Raw genomic sequence first — 15,884 nt, forward strand, 5'->3', positions numbered from 1 at the left:
ATAAATGAAAAAATATATTAAGAAGAGAATTTTAAATTTCTTAGATAAAAAGGGTTTTCAAAGAAAACTTATAGGCGAAGATCCAAAAGTGAATCTTTATGATCAAATGAAATATGTTTTCACTCCTAAAAATGATAAGATAATTTCTATTATTTTTTCTAAAGATAGGGCTATGCAGCTTGATGGTTTCTTGGCTAGTTATTTTGAGAATGTTGAAAATTACTCTGAAATAAAAGTATTGTTTCATGTCAGTAATGAGGCGCATGAAAAATCTTATATAGATCTGCAAAAAATTTATGAAAATTTTCCAGTAGAATTTATTCAGGAAACAAATTTCAGAGTTAATCTAATTGATGCCTTAGAAAAATCTTCTGAGGATCGTCTTATTTTTTACGTTGATGACATGCTTTTTTCTCAGAAAATAGACTACAGTTGGTTAAAAAACATAGATCCCTTAAATAATATTGTTTGTCTGTCTAGAGGTAAAGATCTAAATTATAGTACGGTTTTAGCTAAAAAACTTGAAGTTCCTTCTTTTAATAAAATTTCAGAAAATTTATATCAATTTAAATGGAATGAGATTAGTGAATTTTCTGATTGGACTTACCCAATTGGGGTATCTGGTTATATGTTTTCTAGATTAGAAATTACAGCTATGATAAAAGCTACAAAATTTAAAGCCCCAAATTCTCTGGAACATAATTTACAACAGTTTCTACCATATTTTACTATGCGAGGTGGCATTTGTCTTGAAAATGTTGCTACTCCTTGTGTACATACTAATCTAACACAAACAGAAGGTTATAATAATATTTTAGGTCATTACTCACTAGAGGAATTATTGGATCTTTGGAACATAAATAAAAGAATTAATTATAGCGAATTCATTGGTCTTAAAGTTTCTGAAGCTGAAGTGAAGAAGTATAATTTTATAAGCAGGGACGAATAACTCAGATTGTCTCAAACAAGTTAGTAAGCATGAAAAGTATTTTAAGAAAAATTTACAGAACCTTTATTCCATTACCTAAGAAAAAAATTAGTTCTAGTGCTACAATTGATAAATGTGAAATTAATGATTTTGTAAAAATATCGCAACATTCTTATTTCTACAAATCAATTATTCAGTCTTATACCTATTTTGCAGGATTCAATAGTGTAATGAATGCTCGTATTGGAAAATTTTGTTCAATTGGAGATTATAGTATAATAGGTGCAGGTAATCATCCAATAGATTTTATTTCTACTAGTCCAGTTTTTTATTCGCCAAATGCTCAATGTGGTGTTACATTTTCTGATGATACATATTTTGAAGAAATGAAAGAAACGATTGTTGGAAATGATGTATGGATAGGAGCTTATTCTATGATAATGTGTGGAGTTACAATTGGAGATGGAGCTATTATAGCGACAGGATCTTTTGTAAATAAAGATGTTGAGCCTTATACAATTGTGGGAGGAACTCCTGCAAAATTAATACGTCAAAGATTTAATAGTGATGAAATTAATCAATTATTAGTTTTAAAATGGTGGGATAAACCAGAACAATGGCTGAGGGAAAATTTTAAGTATTTTCATAATAAAAGCGAATTTATATCAAAATTTTTCTAAATATTATTTATGATTAAAGAAGATAACAAAGAGTATAAAAGTGTTTTTAAAAATACTGTTGCTTTCGGAGGGTTACAATCCATAACTATATTAATTTCAGCGCTAAAAGGTAAATTTTTGGCAATGTTTTTAGGTCCTGCCGGATTAGGAGTTTATAATATTTTACTTAATAGTCTAAATATGATTACTACTGTTAATGATTTAGGACTAGAATTTAGTGCGGTAAGAAGTATTTCTGAGGATGTAGAAAATGAATCTAAAGTCATTAGAACGGTTACAATTGTAAGAAAGCTTTTTTTGTGGACTGGGATTTTAGGAGCTATTTTTACAATTTTATGTTCTAATTTTTTAAGTTTATGGTCTTTTGGAAGTAATAATTATACTTTATCATTTGTTTTTTTATCACTATATGTCTTTTTTACAACTATAACTAAAGGTCAACAGACAATATTTCGCGGTATTAGAAAGATAGACTTTATTTTAAAATCAGGTCTTGTTGGATCCATCTCTGGTTTAATAATATCTTTTCCATTAATATATTTTTATCGCGAAAAAGGTATCGTTCCTACTTTGATAATCACATCTCTGATTGTTTACTTTACTTCACTCTATTATTTTAGAAAAATAAAACTTCAAAAAGCAAATGTCCAAAGATCAGAACTCTTAGTTGAGAGTAAGGATATGATTAAACTAGGAATAATGCTTATGGTTTCAATATTAGTTGGGATGGTAGTTAAGTATTTAATTAGTATTGGTATAAGCCGAATTGGAAATGTTAACGATGTTGGCTTATATACTGCTGCTACTTCTATTTCTGGACAATATGTAGGTTTCATTCTAACCGCTCTAAGTGCAGATTATTTTCCAAGACTATCAACATGTCATAATAATGTAGAGAAATTAAACAAAGTGGTAAATGATCAAGCGGAAGTAGTTTTATTATTAGCTACTCCCATTCTTATTATTATGATTATTACTGCACCCCTTCTGATAAGAGTTCTTCTAACAAAAGAATTTATGCCAATTGTAACTTTTATAAGATTTATAGCTTTGGGATCTTTTTTTCAACTTTTTTCATATTGTCTAGGGTACATTTCTTTTGCAAAAAATGATAAACGAACTTATTTGTTTTTAGAGGCAGGTTTTGGTGCATCTTTACATTTAATTGCAACACTAATAAGTTATTACTTTTGGGGTGTAGATGGATTTGGTTATGGTTTTTTAATTATATATGTAGTTTATACATTAGTGATTTCAATAGTAACATTTAGATTGTATAATTTTCGCGTTCAAAAAGAAACATTAAAATTTTTTATTTTTAATTTTTTCTTTATTCTTTCAAGTTTTTTGGCTTTTTTTATATTGGATAGTTATTTATCCTATATAATTGGAATTTTAATATTAGTCGCAAATATGGTTTATTCTTACAAGCAGTTAAATGGAAAGTTAGACATTAAAAACATTATAAAAACTAAATTAAGAAGAAGATAAAATTATTGAGTTCGCATAGATTAAGTTTTTCTAAAAAGTGTTCTTATACATTTACAATTTCTTCTCAAATATTGAAACAACATCTATTTTGTAAATTTTAGAATAACAATGAATGATATTATAGTTAGTGTAGTAGTTATTACATACAACTCTGCAGATTATGTTTTGGAAACGTTGGAGAGTATTAAAAAACAAACCTACAAGAATATAGAATTAATCATTACTGATGACAAGTCAAAAGATAATACAATTGAGATATGTAACAAATGGCTAGATGAAAATAGTAAGGAATTTATTAATTCAAGAATAATTATTACTGCAAACAATTCTGGAATTCCTGCTAATTGCAATAGAGGAATTCATGCTGCAAAAGGACAGTGGATTAAAATAATCGCGGGAGATGATATATTATTGCCAGATGCTATTAAAAATTATGTTCAATTTGCGGAGCAAAATAAAGAGTGTGAGATTATTCATGCCAAGGTAGTTAGAATGGTTCACAAGGGTGAAGAAATAGAAAAAATTAGTGCTGAGAAGTGTCCGAAAACACTTCATCAACAAATGTCTTCAAAAACCCAATTTAAATTACTTAGATTCTCAACTATGGTATTGGCTCCATCAGTATTTATGAAAAAAATACTTTTGGAAAATCTTGACTATTTAGATGAATCTATAAAATTGTGTGAGGATTGGCCATTCTGGTTAAAACTTACTCTTAATGGAAAAAAATTTTACTTTCTTAATAAAGAAACTGTACTTTATAGAATCCATGAAAAATCAGTTTATAGTGGAAATGAAAATAAGTTTTTCATTAATCCTTTTTACACAGTTCAAAAGAGTATTTATGAAAAATACATTCGTGAGAATATAAATTTTTGTGAAAAAATAATTTTTGATTCTCATTACCAACTAATGGACTACTTTTTTAAGTTTAATGAAAAACCATCTAATAGTAGTGTTAAAATTATTTATAATATTTTAAGAATGCCATACCGTATTTATTCTAAAATAATTTTTATGACATATAATAAAATAATTTGTTAATGTGTTGTGCTAAAATTTTATTATTAAAAAGATTGTATTAATGAAAGTACTTCATATAGCAAATTTAATTGGTTCTAATACAAATGGAATCGACTATGTAGTTGAAAAGATTTTATTACATCAAAATGCGCTTGATAAGATTAACGTTGATCAAATTAACTTAAATAATTTTTCATATAAAATAGCGTTCGATGCAATTAATTTAAATGATGTCATAATATTTCATAGTATTTTTTCTATTAAGTCTTGGTCTTTAATTTTTTATTGTTTATTCAAGAACAAACCATATATAATTTTCCCTCATTCGGGGTTAACTATTTCTTCTTTTGAAAAATCTAAAATAAAGAAGAAACTGGTAATGAAATTGTTTTTAAAGAAATTAATTTTTAAAGCAGCGGCTGTTCATTTTCTTAATGAAAATGAAAAAGAGAATAGCTATAAATTTTATTCGAGAAGTTTTATAGTGCCAAATGGTATCGATATTGACTATGATATAGACAAAAAAGAAAGACAGAAATATATTGCCTATCTGGGACGTTATGATATTAACCATAAAGGGATAGATATACTTTTAGATGCAATAAAGTTGATACAAGATGAATTTAGAAATCGAGGATACACGATCATTATGCATGGTTATGACCCCTCCAATGTATCATTAAATTTTATTAACGATTTCGTTGCTAAAAATAATTTGAGTGACTTAATATGTGTTCGCGGACCAGTAACTAATTCTAATGATAAAATTAATTTTTTATCACATGCATCCGCGTATATTTTAACTTCTAGATACGAAGGTTTACCTATTACTGTTTTAGAAGCTTTAAGTTTAGATACTCCTTGTCTTGTATCAAAAGGAACAAATATGGCTGAATTAATAGATAAAAATGGTTTTGGAATTAGTTGTCTATCAAATTCAGATAGTGTGAAAAACATGTTGATTAATTTTTTTGTTCAATCAGAAAATAGTGGTTTTAAGTCATCGAGATCGTTTTTAATTGATAATTTTAGTTGGAAAACAATAAGTGGACAGTTAGTAAATGAATATAAAAAAGCAATCAATTATGGCAAATAATTTAACAGTCATTATACCAATGTATAATGCTGAAAAATTTATTGAAGAAACTATAAAGTCAATTTTTAATCAAACGTATAAAAAATTCAATGTTATTATATTAGATGACTATTCAGTTGATAATTCTTACAAAATTGTAAAGCAAATAACAAAATTAGATGATAGATTTGAAATTATCAGAAATGAAAAAAATTTAGGTTATTTAAAGTCTACAAATGTTTTACTTTCTTTAGTAAAAACTGAATATTGTGCCTTTTGGGATGCGGATGATACTTGCGACAACGAACGATTTTCTGTGCAACTTGATTTTTTAGAAAAGAACTCAGATTATGATCTAGTAGGCAGCTATTGCATGTTAATAGATAAGGATTCAAAGCCTATAAGAAAAGTTAAATACCCACAAACTGTATCTCTTAATAATTTTAATTTTTGTGGCAGTTCGGTTTTATTTAGAACAAATGTTTTAGAAGTTTCAGGATTGTATAATCCTTTATTTGATAGAATTGGTTCAGAGGATTTCGAATGGCTTTTAAGATGCACCACAACTTTCAAATATTTTTGTTTACCAAAGCCTCTATACAATTATCGTCGTATTGCGAGCTCACTTACATTAAGCAAGGACAGCAATCCGTCATTCATTTTTTCCCATAAAATTGTAAAAAGCATTTTTACTAAGTATGAATCTAGAATCAAAAATTTTTACTGGGAAGATCCTGAAATAATTACTTTTTTTTCAAGTGAAAATTTGAAATTTTCTAATGAGGAACTTTTGAATCCTAAAGGAAAACTTCGTCAAGTTTTAGAAAGTAAAATAATTTCGAAAGATCTTAAAGGTTTTTATAAAGAATTATTTTTATATCTAAAATCCTTTTTTTTTAAAGCTGATTTTTTTGAAATCATTAAATTGAACATCAAACTATTGTTATTTAAAGTTAAGATTTTCTCATAATGATTAAAAGTCTGCGTTTTTTTTCATTAGAGTTGCCATATTTGTTCAGGCTGTTCATTTTTATGCCTATTTTATACTTTATAAATTTTCCATTTGAATATAATGCTGATTATGGAAATTATTTTCCAGATTACACGTATGGTTATTTTGCGTATGAACCTTTATATGAATGGTATTCTTATTTTTGCAGGGAAATTCTTGATTTTGATTTCTTTCTATTTTGGTTTTCAATATCGATACTTGAATTGATTTTTTTTGCATTGATTTATAAAACTATAATGCAGGTAGTTCTAGCATTACCATCAATAATAGGAATGAGTCAGTTTTTTTATGGCACTCAAGTGCGGTATGCGTTGGTTTCGCTAGTAATTGTTTACAGTGCAGTCTCAATTTCTAAACCAATTTTGAAATTTTTGACGACAGTAGTAGCTTCTTCATTTCACTATGGAGGAGTTTTAATAGGGTTTATAAGTTTAATAGCTGGAAAAGTAGCAGACTCTTTTTTTGTATTAAATAGATTAAGACCTTTTTTAACATTAATTCTTTTGCTGTTTTTTGCTTATTTTGCTTTTCAGCAGTTTGATTATTTAGTTTCATTAACAAGATTTAATTATTATGTAGATTCTGGTGAATATGTCGAACGTATTTCATTGGTTTCTTTACTGTATGTGATTTTTAGTTTAATTCTATTAATACTTATTTTTACATATAGTAAAGAAAATCGTAATCGATTAATAAAAATTGGAATGGTGACACTTTTAGTTTCATTGTTTACATCTCCTATTGCGGCTTTATCTGGTCGTGTATCGTTGTTTTATTTTGTATTTGAACCAGTGTTATTAGGCAGTTTAATGGTAACAGCTGGGGGAAGGGTTTTCAAAGTAGCCTTATTAATGCTTTATTTAGTACGAGTCTTTTTTTACTTCTATGTGAATAGTTATTATTTTTACTGGTAAAGATTGGTAAGTAAGATTAGATGAATGTCTTTGAAATGAAGTATTTATTGACTGTTTAAAAAATGATGAAAATTAAAAAAAAATGATATTTGAAAAAATAACTGTTGTGATGTCAGTTTATAAAAATGATAATCCTGATCATTTTTCTGTGGCTGTTTCTAGTTTGTTAAATCAAACATATTTGCCAGAAGAAGTAATTATTGTTGTAGATGGGCAAGTTAGCAGCGACATAAATTCTCAGTTGGACTTTTATTCTCAAAATGATATTATAAAAATAATAAGATTAAACGAAAATAAAGGACTTGCTAATGCTCTGAATGTTGGAATTAGAAGTGCTAATTTTCCTTTAATAGCAAGAATGGATTCAGATGATATTTGTTTTAATGATCGATTCGAAAAACAAATAAAAGCTATGTATGAATACGATTTGGATATTATCGGAGGACAAATAATAGAATTTGGAAAAGATGTTAATGATATCATATCGAAAAGAATCGTTCCCTGTGAACATTTAGAAATGATAAAATTATTGAAATTTCGTTCTCCCTTTTCCCATCCAACAATATTATTCAAGAAAAAAGTTTTTGATGTTTTAGAAGGATATGACGCTTCAATATTTCCTGAAGATTATGATTTCTTTGTGAGAGCATATTTAAATAAATTTAAATTTGGAAATGTTCCCGATGAAATTCTATGGTTCAGACTTGGAGAAAATAGATCGGAGACGATAAAAAGAAGATGGGGAATAACATATGCTAAAAATGAATTTAGTTTATATAAAAAATTTTTAAAAATGAATTTTTTTAATTACTACGATTTTTTCAAGGTAGTTTTCTTAAAGATACCAATTAGATTACTTCCTTTTTTTATGTTTAAATTTGTTTATTATAAAATGGCAAGATAATGATAGTTACTTTACCAAATAAAAAAGTGACGATTACTGGGATGTCTGGTTTTGTTGGTTCTAATCTTAAAAATTATTTAGAAAATACTTATGAAGTAGAATCGCTAAGTGTTCGTTATTTAAGTGATCAGAAATTTGAAATCAAAACTGATGTCTTGATACATTTGGCGGGGAAAGCGCATGATTTAAAAAAAGTTTCATCACCTAGTGATTATTATGAAGCTAATTATGAATTAACGAAACAATTATTTGATGGTTTTTTAAATTCAGATGCTAGGATTTTTATTTTTATGAGCACTGTTAAAGCTGTAGCCGATAAAGTTGATGGTATTTTAACAGAGAATTTTGTTTCAGATCCTAAAACGCATTATGGTATTGCCAAGAATCAAGCAGAGAAGTATATTTTAAGTAAAAAATTACCTCAAGGAAAACAAGTCTATATTTTAAGACCTTGTATGATTCACGGTCCAGGAAATAAAGGCAATCTAAATTTATTATATAAATTGGTAGAAAAAGGTTTACCATGGCCTTTAGCGGCTTTCGATAATCAAAGGTCTTTTTTGAGTATTGCAAACCTGTGTTTTATCATAAAGGAAATCGTCGAAAAGGAAAATGTAGAATCTGGTATTTATAATTTGGCTGATGATCAATTTTTGTCAACAAATGAGCTTGTTAACATTCTATCCTCAGTTTCAAATAAAAAAAATTTACAAATTGCAGTTCCTAAAATTATAATTAACAACTTGGCTATAATAGGAGATTTAGTAAGATTTCCATTAAATACAGAAACCATTCAAAAACTAACTGAAAATTATAAAGTGTCAAACGAAAAGATAAAATTAGCGATAGGAATTGAACAGCTTCCTATTACAGCACAATCAGGAATTGAAAAAACAATAAAAAGTTTTATAGAAAAATAATGGAATACACAATTCTAGGAATTATTTTAATGATCATAATGTTGCTTTATTTTAAAGTTGCAGATCGTTTTAATATAATAGACAAACCTAATCAAAGAAGTTCTCATACAGAAATAACTTTAAGAGGAGGTGGGATTATTTTTTGGTTTTCTGCTTTGCTTTATTTTGCACAGCATATAGAGAATAATTATTTTTTCTTTACAGGAATAACTTTAGTCAGTTTGGTCAGCTTTTGGGATGATATTCAGAGTTTATCAAATAAGATCAGAATTTCAATTCACTTTATTTCCATTACATTGATTTTTTATGATCTGGATTTGTTTACATTATTTCCAGTTTGGGGAGTTTTAAGTGCTTATGTCTTAGCAATAGGTCTAATAAATGCATATAATTTCATGGATGGAATTAATGGTATTACAGGACTTTATACGCTGGTTGTAATGGGCTCATTGTTGTATGTAAATACCAAAATTCAGCTTTTTACAGATAAGAATTTTATAATTTACGCTATGATTGCCAGCTTAATCTTCTTGTTTTTTAATTACAGAAAAAAAGCAAAATGTTTTGCTGGCGATGTTGGAAGCATTGCCATTGCTTTCTGGGTAATATATTTAGTTTTAAAATTGATTTTGATTACAAATTCACTTATTTGGCTTTTATTTTTGGCAGTATATGGTGTAGATGCTATAAGCACAATTATTCATCGTTTATGTTTAAGACAAAATATATTTGAGGCACATCGTTTACATTTATATCAGGTTTTGAGTAATGAGTATAAAATTCAACATAGGCTTGTTTCTCTATTTTATGCTTTAGTTCAGTTAGGTGTTTCATTTTTTGTAGTTTCATTTTATCAAAAAATTGAAGATCTAACTTTGTTTTTAATCATCATTATACCTTTACTGATCATTTATTCCTCTAAATTTTATTTGTTAAATCAAAATAATTTAAAAATAAAGGCATGATTCCCAAAGTAATTTCAGGAGGATGTTTTTCGGATCATCGTGGAAGTATTTCATATGTAAATGATTTTACTTTTGAAAATATAGAGAGATTTTATGTTATAAGTAACTCTGATGAAAATCCAATTCGAGCATGGCAGGGACATAAACTAGATGCTAAAAATTTTTATTGTTTAAGAGGATCTTTTAAAATTCATTTTATCAAAATTGATAATTGGGAAAATCCTTCAAAAAATTTAGTAATAGAAACTATCTTAGTCTCGGAACTAGAAAGTAAAATAGTTCATATACCTGCGGGTTATGCTAACGCAATTGAATCTTTGGAATCCAATTCAAAACTAATGTCATTCTCGACGTTACCACTGGCAAATGTGAAAGATGATGATGTGCGTTATCCTTGTGATTATTGGAAGATAAATGAGTAATTCAAGAATTTATTTGTCATTATCAGAGCAAAGTGGCTTTGAGCAGGAATATATTTCTAAAGCATTACATAATAACTGGATCACTTCTGGTGGACCTAATGTGGATGATTTTGAGGCTCAGCTTCAAAATTATTATAACGAAGAATTATTTGTAACAGCATTAAATTCTGGAACAGCAGCAATCCATCTTGGACTTATTTTATTAGGAGTTAAAAAAGACGATGAGGTAATCTGTCAATCTATGACATTTTCAGCTTCGGCAAACCCAATTTTGTATCAGGGTGCAATTCCGATTTTTGTTGATAGTGAATCTGACACATGGAATATTTGTCCTGAAAATCTTGAAATAGCAATAAAAGACAGGATTAAAAAAGGCAGAAAACCAAAAGCTATTATTGCAGTACATCTTTATGGCAATCCTTATAAAGTTAATGAGATTCATGCCATTGCTAATCGGCATAATATTCCAATAATTGAAGACAGCGCTGAAGCGCTAGGGAGTAGTTACAAAAAAAAAAAATGTGGAACTTTCGGTTCTTTGGGAGTATTGTCTTTTAATGGCAATAAGATTATTACAACTTCAAGTGGAGGAGCAATAATTTCTAACTCTCAAGAGATAAAAGAAAAAGCAATTTTTTTTGCCACTCAATCTAAAGATCTAGCGGTACATTATCAGCATAGTGAAATAGGTTATAACTACAGAATGAGTAATATTTGTGCAGGAATAGGTCTTGGTCAAATGAAAATTCTTGATGAAAACATAAACAAAAAAAGAGAAAATCATAAGTTCTATAAAGATATTTTTGATACAATTGATGAAGCTGAACTTTTCGAAGTTTTAAATGACGATTACTTTTCTAATTATTGGCTAAATACAATGTTATTAGAAACAATAGAAGATAGAGAAAGTTTGAGACTCGCTTTTGAAAAATCAAATATAGAGAGTCGTCCATTATGGAAGCCAATGCATTTGCAACCAATTTTTGAACAATATCCATATTATGGAAATAAAGTCGCTGAGGATTTATTTGAAAGAGGACTATGTTTACCCTCTGGGTCAAATCTTAGTGACGAAGATAAAGACAGAATTAAAGGAGTTATTATAAATTTCTTTAAATGAACATCAAATTAAAATATGAAAATTGTAGAGACATTTATAAAAGATTTGGTAATTATTGAACCAATTGTTTTTGGGGATGAGAGAGGTTATTTTTTTGAATCTTATAATAAAAGTAAATTTGAAGAATTAGGGATTAAGATTGATTTTATACAGGATAACCAATCTTTTTCTAAAAAAGGAACCTTAAGAGGACTACACTATCAAAATCCACCATTTGCGCAGACTAAGCTGATAAGAGTTATAGAAGGTGAAATTATTGATGTTGTAGTAGATTTGAGAAAGGATTCTGTCACTTATGGTAAGTCGTTTAATATATTGTTATCTGCAGATAATAAAAAACAACTGCTAATCCCGCACGGTTTTGCACATGGTTTTTCTGTAATTAGTGAAACAGCTGTAGTTATTTATAAATGCGATCAGTTTTATAATAAAGCATCTGAAGGTGGAATAAAATTTGATGATCCATCGTTAGATATTGATTGGGGAATGGATTTGAAAAATGCAATTGTTTCAGAAAAAGACCAAGTACTTCCTTTTATTGAAAATTGTAATAGTTTGTTTTAATGAAAAGAATATTAGTTACTGGTGCAAATGGTCAATTGGGATCTGAGCTTTTAGTTTTATCGCAATCTTATCCAAATTACGAGTGGATTTTTGCAGATAGGACTAAAATTACATTAGATGATTTAGAATTGCTCGAATCACAGTTAAAAATTATTGAACCTAATATTATTTTAAATTGTGGAGCATATACCGCTGTGGATAAAGCCGAATCAGAAAGGGGGCTAGCTTTTAAGATAAACCATTTAGCAGTAAAATTAATTGCAGAATATTCATCAAAAAACAACGTTAGATTAATCCATATATCTACAGATTATGTTTTTGATGGAAAATCTTCAGTTGCATTAAATGAAGAAGCTAAAACAAATCCCATAAATATTTATGGAGAAAGTAAATTAGCAGGTGATATTGCTTGTTTGACAGAAAATCCAAACTCTATTATTATTCGAACTTCTTGGGTTTATAGTAAGTTTGGAAATAATTTTGTAAAAACGATGCAACGATTGATGCAGGAAAGAGAACAAATAAATGTTGTAGACGACCAAATTGGTTCTCCCACTTACGCAGCAGATTTAGCACAAGCTGTTATGAGTATAGTTGAATTTCCAAAATGGATTCCAGGCATTTTCAATTACTCTAACGAAGGTGAAATTAGTTGGTACGAATTTGCACTAACTATAAAAGAATTTGGAGACTATAAATGTAATGTTATAGGTATTCCATCTTCATCATATCCTACTTCGGCAAAACGCCCGAATTTTTCATTATTGAATAAAGCAAAAATAAAGACAGTTTATAATTTGAAAGTTCCAAATTATAAAGACAGTTTAAAAAAAATATTTGTTTTTTGATTTTACATAAATCAAAATTATAAAACTCAAAATAAAAATTTATGAAAGGAATAATATTAGCTGGGGGTTCTGGGACAAGACTGCATCCGTTAACTTTGGCTGTGAGTAAACAATTAATGCCTGTTTATGATAAGCCAATGATCTATTATCCGTTGTCAACATTGATGATGGCAGGAATAAATGAGATTCTAATTATCTCAACACCGTATGATTTGCCAAATTTCAAGAAGCTTTTAGGTGATGGAAGTGCAATAGGTTGTAAGTTTAGTTATGCAGAGCAACCAAATCCAAATGGATTAGCACAAGCTTTTGTAATTGGAGAAGAATTCATTGGGAAAGACAAAGTAGCCTTGGTTTTGGGAGATAACATCTTTTTTGGAACAAGTCTTCGCCAATTATTAAAAGATAATGCAAACCCTGAAGGAGGCGTTGTTTTCGCTTATCATGTTTCTGATCCTGAAAGATATGGTGTTGTGGAATTTGATGAGAATAAAAATGCTATTTCTATTGAAGAAAAGCCTGAATCGCCAAAATCGAATTTTGCAGTTCCAGGTTTATATTTTTATGATAATTCTGTCGTTGAAATTGCAAAAAATATAAAAGCAAGTGCTCGTGGCGAGTACGAAATAACTGATGTAAATAAGATTTACTTAGAAAAGGGAGAACTAAAAGTAGGGATATTAGGACGAGGTACAGCTTGGCTTGATACAGGAACTTTTCATAGTTTAATGCAAGCAGGGCAGTTCGTTCAAGTTTTAGAAGACAGACAAGGTTTAAAAGTAGGATGCATTGAAGAAATTGCTTGGAGAGAAGGTTTCATTAATGACGAACAATTAGAAAAACTTGCTCAGCCATTGCTGAAATCAGGTTATGGAACCTACTTATTGGAATTTTTAAAACAAAAGAAAAAAGGTGTTAAAATTTAATTTGGCTTCCAAAGTGATTATTTAAAACCTTTAATTTGTATTTTTGTAGAAAATAGTATACTGATTTAAACCAAACCTCAATTGAGTACAGACAAACCAAATAGTATTACTTCACTGTTATACAAGACTTTTTCGCCAAGAAATCTTAGAGCAAATATTAATAACTTAAGTTATTTGCCTAGATGGATTATTATTGCAATTGATGTAATGGTTTTATTTTTTTCATTTTCCTTTACATATTTGCTTTTTGATGGTACTGCAATAGGTTATATAATCACTTCTCACGATTTTTATTTTGTAGCAGGTTTAATCTTAGTTAATATATTTTTCTTCTGGCTTTTTAGAACTTATTCAGGAATTATTAGACATTCTTCTTATATAGATGCAATAAAGCTGCTATTTTCTCAAATGTCAGTTTTGGTTTTTTTCTTGTTCATAAACTTAGTTTTTGAATTATATACAGGGCATAAGGCATTTTTGAATACCGCACTTTTCATTAATCTAGTTTTATCTTTTTGCGGATTGTTTTTATATCGAGTAATAGTAAAGCAGACATTCGAGATGTATTTTTCCGAAAAAGCTACAACTAAACTTGTTAGAACCGTTATTTATGGTACAGATGCAAATGCAATTTCTGTAGCAAATGCCTTAAAATTCGAAACACCTTCTAGATTTAAAATTGTTGGATTTGTAGATAAAAATAATCAGAATGCGTCTAAACGTATGTTGGATCTTCCAATTTTGATTTTGAGAAAAAAACTTCCAGCTTTGATGAGGTCTGTTGCGGCAGAAGGCGTTATTATTGCAGATAAAAGTTTAAGTAAAGATGAGCAGCTAATTATTGTTGATCAGTGTTTAGAGTTTAATTATAGAGTATATACAGTTCCATTAATTTCAGATTGGGAGAACCAAAAAGAGATTTCTCAAAAAGTAAAAAATATTCAGATTGAAGACTTGTTAGAAAGAAAACCTATAGTTCTAGATAGTAAATCAATCTCTAAGCAATTAAAAGATAAAACAATTCTAATTACAGGAGCTGCGGGGTCAATAGGAAGCGAGATAGTTAGACAGGTTTTAAATTTCAATCCTAAAAATGTTATTATTTTAGATCATGCTGAAACGCCATTGCATAACTTGTGTTTAGAAACTCAAACCATGAATTTCAATACAAAAATTGTAGCAGTCATTGCAGATGTGAGAAGTAAAAAAGCACTTGATAAAGTATTCAAAAATTACAATCCGCATGTTGTTTTTCATGCCGCAGCATATAAACACGTGCCTTTAATGGAAGAAAATCCAGCACAGGCCATTCAAACCAATATAAAAGGAACAAAAAACTTAGCGGATTTAGCATGTAAGTACCGTGTGAAAAAATTTGTTATGGTTTCTACAGATAAGGCTGTTAATCCTAGTAACGTAATGGGAGCTAGTAAACGTATTGCAGAAAAATATGTTCAATCTTTATATTTAAAGAATCAAAGAGAGAATGTTGAAGGCGGAACGAAGTTCATTACTACTCGTTTTGGAAATGTTTTAGGCTCAAATGGTTCCGTTGTTCCATTATTTACAAAACAAATTGCAGAAGGTGGTCCAGTAACGATAACACATCAAGATATTATTCGTTATTTCATGACTATCCCAGAAGCTTGTCAGCTTGTATTGGAGGCAGGTGCAATGGGTAATGGTGGTGAAATCTATATTTTTGATATGGGGAAACCAGTTAAGATTATTGATTTAGCTAAAAAAATGATTAAACTAGCTGGTTTTATTCCTGATAAAGAAATAAAAATTAAGATTGTAGGATTAAGACCCGGCGAGAAGTTATATGAAGAATTACTAAATGATACTTCTAAGACGCTTCCAACTTATCATAACAAAATCATGATTGCTCAAGAAATTCAAGATGAATATGAAAATCTTCACAATGAGGTCGATGAACTTATAGGTATTGCCGATTTTTATGAAAATGATGATATTGTAGCTAAGATGAAAAAGATTGTTCCAGAGTTTAAGAGTATGAATTCGACTTTTGAAGTCTTAGATAAATAATTAGTATTTAATAAATATATTAAAAATATAATCAAAAGGTGTT

General features: G+C 28.6%; 16 protein-coding genes. All 16 read left to right on the forward strand.

The features are described from left to right. Nucleotides 1–4: 4 nt before the first annotated feature. Nucleotides 5–949, forward strand: a complete 945-nt coding sequence (locus tag GSY47_RS20115) for a hypothetical protein (RefSeq protein WP_179002244.1) — start codon at nt 5–7, stop codon at nt 947–949. Nucleotides 950–978: 29 nt separating this feature from the next. Further along, entirely contained in the window at nt 979–1,608 is a 630-nt protein-coding gene (locus tag GSY47_RS20120) for a CatB-related O-acetyltransferase (protein ID WP_179002245.1), read from the forward strand. Nucleotides 1,609–1,617: 9 nt separating this feature from the next. Then, on the forward strand, nt 1,618–3,099 hold the full coding sequence (locus tag GSY47_RS20125) for an oligosaccharide flippase family protein (RefSeq protein WP_179002246.1): 1,482 nt from the start codon (nt 1,618–1,620) through the stop codon (nt 3,097–3,099). A 108-nt stretch (nt 3,100–3,207) separates the two neighbouring features. Further along, nucleotides 3,208–4,143: a glycosyltransferase gene (locus GSY47_RS20130; protein ID WP_179002247.1), complete on the forward strand. Its 936-nt coding sequence runs from the start codon at nt 3,208–3,210 to the stop codon at nt 4,141–4,143. A gap of 40 nt (nt 4,144–4,183) precedes the next feature. Continuing rightward, nucleotides 4,184–5,218: a glycosyltransferase gene (locus GSY47_RS20135; protein WP_179002248.1), complete on the forward strand. Its 1,035-nt coding sequence runs from the start codon at nt 4,184–4,186 to the stop codon at nt 5,216–5,218. After that, nucleotides 5,208–6,167 (forward strand): glycosyltransferase family 2 protein, encoded by a 960-nt coding sequence (locus tag GSY47_RS20140; protein ID WP_179002249.1) that lies wholly within the window; start codon nt 5,208–5,210, stop codon nt 6,165–6,167. The genes GSY47_RS20135 and GSY47_RS20140 overlap by 11 nt, the downstream gene beginning before the upstream one ends. Further along, on the forward strand, nt 6,167–7,123 hold the full coding sequence (locus GSY47_RS20145) for an EpsG family protein (RefSeq protein WP_218651382.1): 957 nt from the start codon (nt 6,167–6,169) through the stop codon (nt 7,121–7,123). Before GSY47_RS20140 ends, GSY47_RS20145 begins: the two co-directional genes overlap by 1 nt. An 82-nt stretch (nt 7,124–7,205) precedes the next feature. Further along, nucleotides 7,206–8,027: a glycosyltransferase gene (locus tag GSY47_RS20150; RefSeq protein WP_179002251.1), complete on the forward strand. Its 822-nt coding sequence runs from the start codon at nt 7,206–7,208 to the stop codon at nt 8,025–8,027. Continuing rightward, nucleotides 8,027–8,947 carry an NAD-dependent epimerase/dehydratase family protein gene (locus GSY47_RS20155; protein ID WP_179002252.1) on the forward strand — a complete coding sequence of 307 codons (921 nt, stop codon included), beginning with the start codon at nt 8,027–8,029 and terminating at the stop codon, nt 8,945–8,947. Before GSY47_RS20150 ends, GSY47_RS20155 begins: the two co-directional genes overlap by 1 nt. Further along, nucleotides 8,947–9,912, forward strand: coding sequence for an MraY family glycosyltransferase (locus GSY47_RS20160; RefSeq protein WP_179002253.1), 966 nt, complete (start codon nt 8,947–8,949; stop codon nt 9,910–9,912). Before GSY47_RS20155 ends, GSY47_RS20160 begins: the two co-directional genes overlap by 1 nt. Continuing rightward, the gene (locus tag GSY47_RS20165; protein WP_179002254.1) at nt 9,909–10,334 is read left to right on the forward strand and encodes a cupin domain-containing protein; all 426 of its coding nucleotides are present in this window, start codon (nt 9,909–9,911) and stop codon (nt 10,332–10,334) included. The genes GSY47_RS20160 and GSY47_RS20165 overlap by 4 nt, the downstream gene beginning before the upstream one ends. Further along, nucleotides 10,327–11,454: a DegT/DnrJ/EryC1/StrS family aminotransferase gene (locus GSY47_RS20170; RefSeq protein ID WP_179002255.1), complete on the forward strand. Its 1,128-nt coding sequence runs from the start codon at nt 10,327–10,329 to the stop codon at nt 11,452–11,454. The genes GSY47_RS20165 and GSY47_RS20170 overlap by 8 nt, the downstream gene beginning before the upstream one ends. A gap of 15 nt (nt 11,455–11,469) precedes the next feature. Beyond that, a complete protein-coding gene (rfbC, locus tag GSY47_RS20175) occupies nt 11,470–12,018 on the forward strand; it encodes a dTDP-4-dehydrorhamnose 3,5-epimerase (RefSeq protein ID WP_179002256.1) in 549 nt (182 codons plus the stop codon). Then, nucleotides 12,018–12,866 carry a dTDP-4-dehydrorhamnose reductase gene (rfbD, locus tag GSY47_RS20180; protein ID WP_179002257.1) on the forward strand — a complete coding sequence of 283 codons (849 nt, stop codon included), beginning with the start codon at nt 12,018–12,020 and terminating at the stop codon, nt 12,864–12,866. The genes rfbC and rfbD overlap by 1 nt, the downstream gene beginning before the upstream one ends. A 41-nt stretch (nt 12,867–12,907) precedes the next feature. Then, nucleotides 12,908–13,792: a glucose-1-phosphate thymidylyltransferase RfbA gene (gene rfbA / locus GSY47_RS20185; RefSeq protein WP_179002258.1), complete on the forward strand. Its 885-nt coding sequence runs from the start codon at nt 12,908–12,910 to the stop codon at nt 13,790–13,792. Between the two features lie 81 nt (nt 13,793–13,873). Beyond that, nucleotides 13,874–15,841 carry a polysaccharide biosynthesis protein gene (locus tag GSY47_RS20190; RefSeq protein WP_179002259.1) on the forward strand — a complete coding sequence of 656 codons (1,968 nt, stop codon included), beginning with the start codon at nt 13,874–13,876 and terminating at the stop codon, nt 15,839–15,841. Nucleotides 15,842–15,884 lie beyond the last annotated feature (43 nt).

Source organism: Flavobacterium quisquiliarum, assembly GCF_019308285.1.
GTDB lineage: Bacteria > Bacteroidota > Bacteroidia > Flavobacteriales > Flavobacteriaceae > Flavobacterium > Flavobacterium quisquiliarum.

What these genes read in the sequence shown, in the direction of transcription:
- GSY47_RS20115 (WP_179002244.1), top strand. Translation starts at nt 5, where the DNA reads ATGAAAAAATATATTAAGAAGAGAATTTTAAATTTCTTAGATAAAAAG.
- GSY47_RS20120 (WP_179002245.1), top strand. Translation starts at nt 979, where the DNA reads ATGAAAAGTATTTTAAGAAAAATTTACAGAACCTTTATTCCATTACCT.
- GSY47_RS20125 (WP_179002246.1), top strand. Translation starts at nt 1,618, where the DNA reads ATGATTAAAGAAGATAACAAAGAGTATAAAAGTGTTTTTAAAAATACT.
- GSY47_RS20130 (WP_179002247.1), top strand. Translation starts at nt 3,208, where the DNA reads ATGAATGATATTATAGTTAGTGTAGTAGTTATTACATACAACTCTGCA.
- GSY47_RS20135 (WP_179002248.1), top strand. Translation starts at nt 4,184, where the DNA reads ATGAAAGTACTTCATATAGCAAATTTAATTGGTTCTAATACAAATGGA.
- GSY47_RS20140 (WP_179002249.1), top strand. Translation starts at nt 5,208, where the DNA reads ATGGCAAATAATTTAACAGTCATTATACCAATGTATAATGCTGAAAAA.
- GSY47_RS20145 (WP_218651382.1), top strand. Translation starts at nt 6,167, where the DNA reads ATGATTAAAAGTCTGCGTTTTTTTTCATTAGAGTTGCCATATTTGTTC.
- GSY47_RS20150 (WP_179002251.1), top strand. Translation starts at nt 7,206, where the DNA reads ATGATATTTGAAAAAATAACTGTTGTGATGTCAGTTTATAAAAATGAT.
- GSY47_RS20155 (WP_179002252.1), top strand. Translation starts at nt 8,027, where the DNA reads ATGATAGTTACTTTACCAAATAAAAAAGTGACGATTACTGGGATGTCT.
- GSY47_RS20160 (WP_179002253.1), top strand. Translation starts at nt 8,947, where the DNA reads ATGGAATACACAATTCTAGGAATTATTTTAATGATCATAATGTTGCTT.
- GSY47_RS20165 (WP_179002254.1), top strand. Translation starts at nt 9,909, where the DNA reads ATGATTCCCAAAGTAATTTCAGGAGGATGTTTTTCGGATCATCGTGGA.
- GSY47_RS20170 (WP_179002255.1), top strand. Translation starts at nt 10,327, where the DNA reads ATGAGTAATTCAAGAATTTATTTGTCATTATCAGAGCAAAGTGGCTTT.
- rfbC (WP_179002256.1), top strand. Translation starts at nt 11,470, where the DNA reads ATGAAAATTGTAGAGACATTTATAAAAGATTTGGTAATTATTGAACCA.
- rfbD (WP_179002257.1), top strand. Translation starts at nt 12,018, where the DNA reads ATGAAAAGAATATTAGTTACTGGTGCAAATGGTCAATTGGGATCTGAG.
- rfbA (WP_179002258.1), top strand. Translation starts at nt 12,908, where the DNA reads ATGAAAGGAATAATATTAGCTGGGGGTTCTGGGACAAGACTGCATCCG.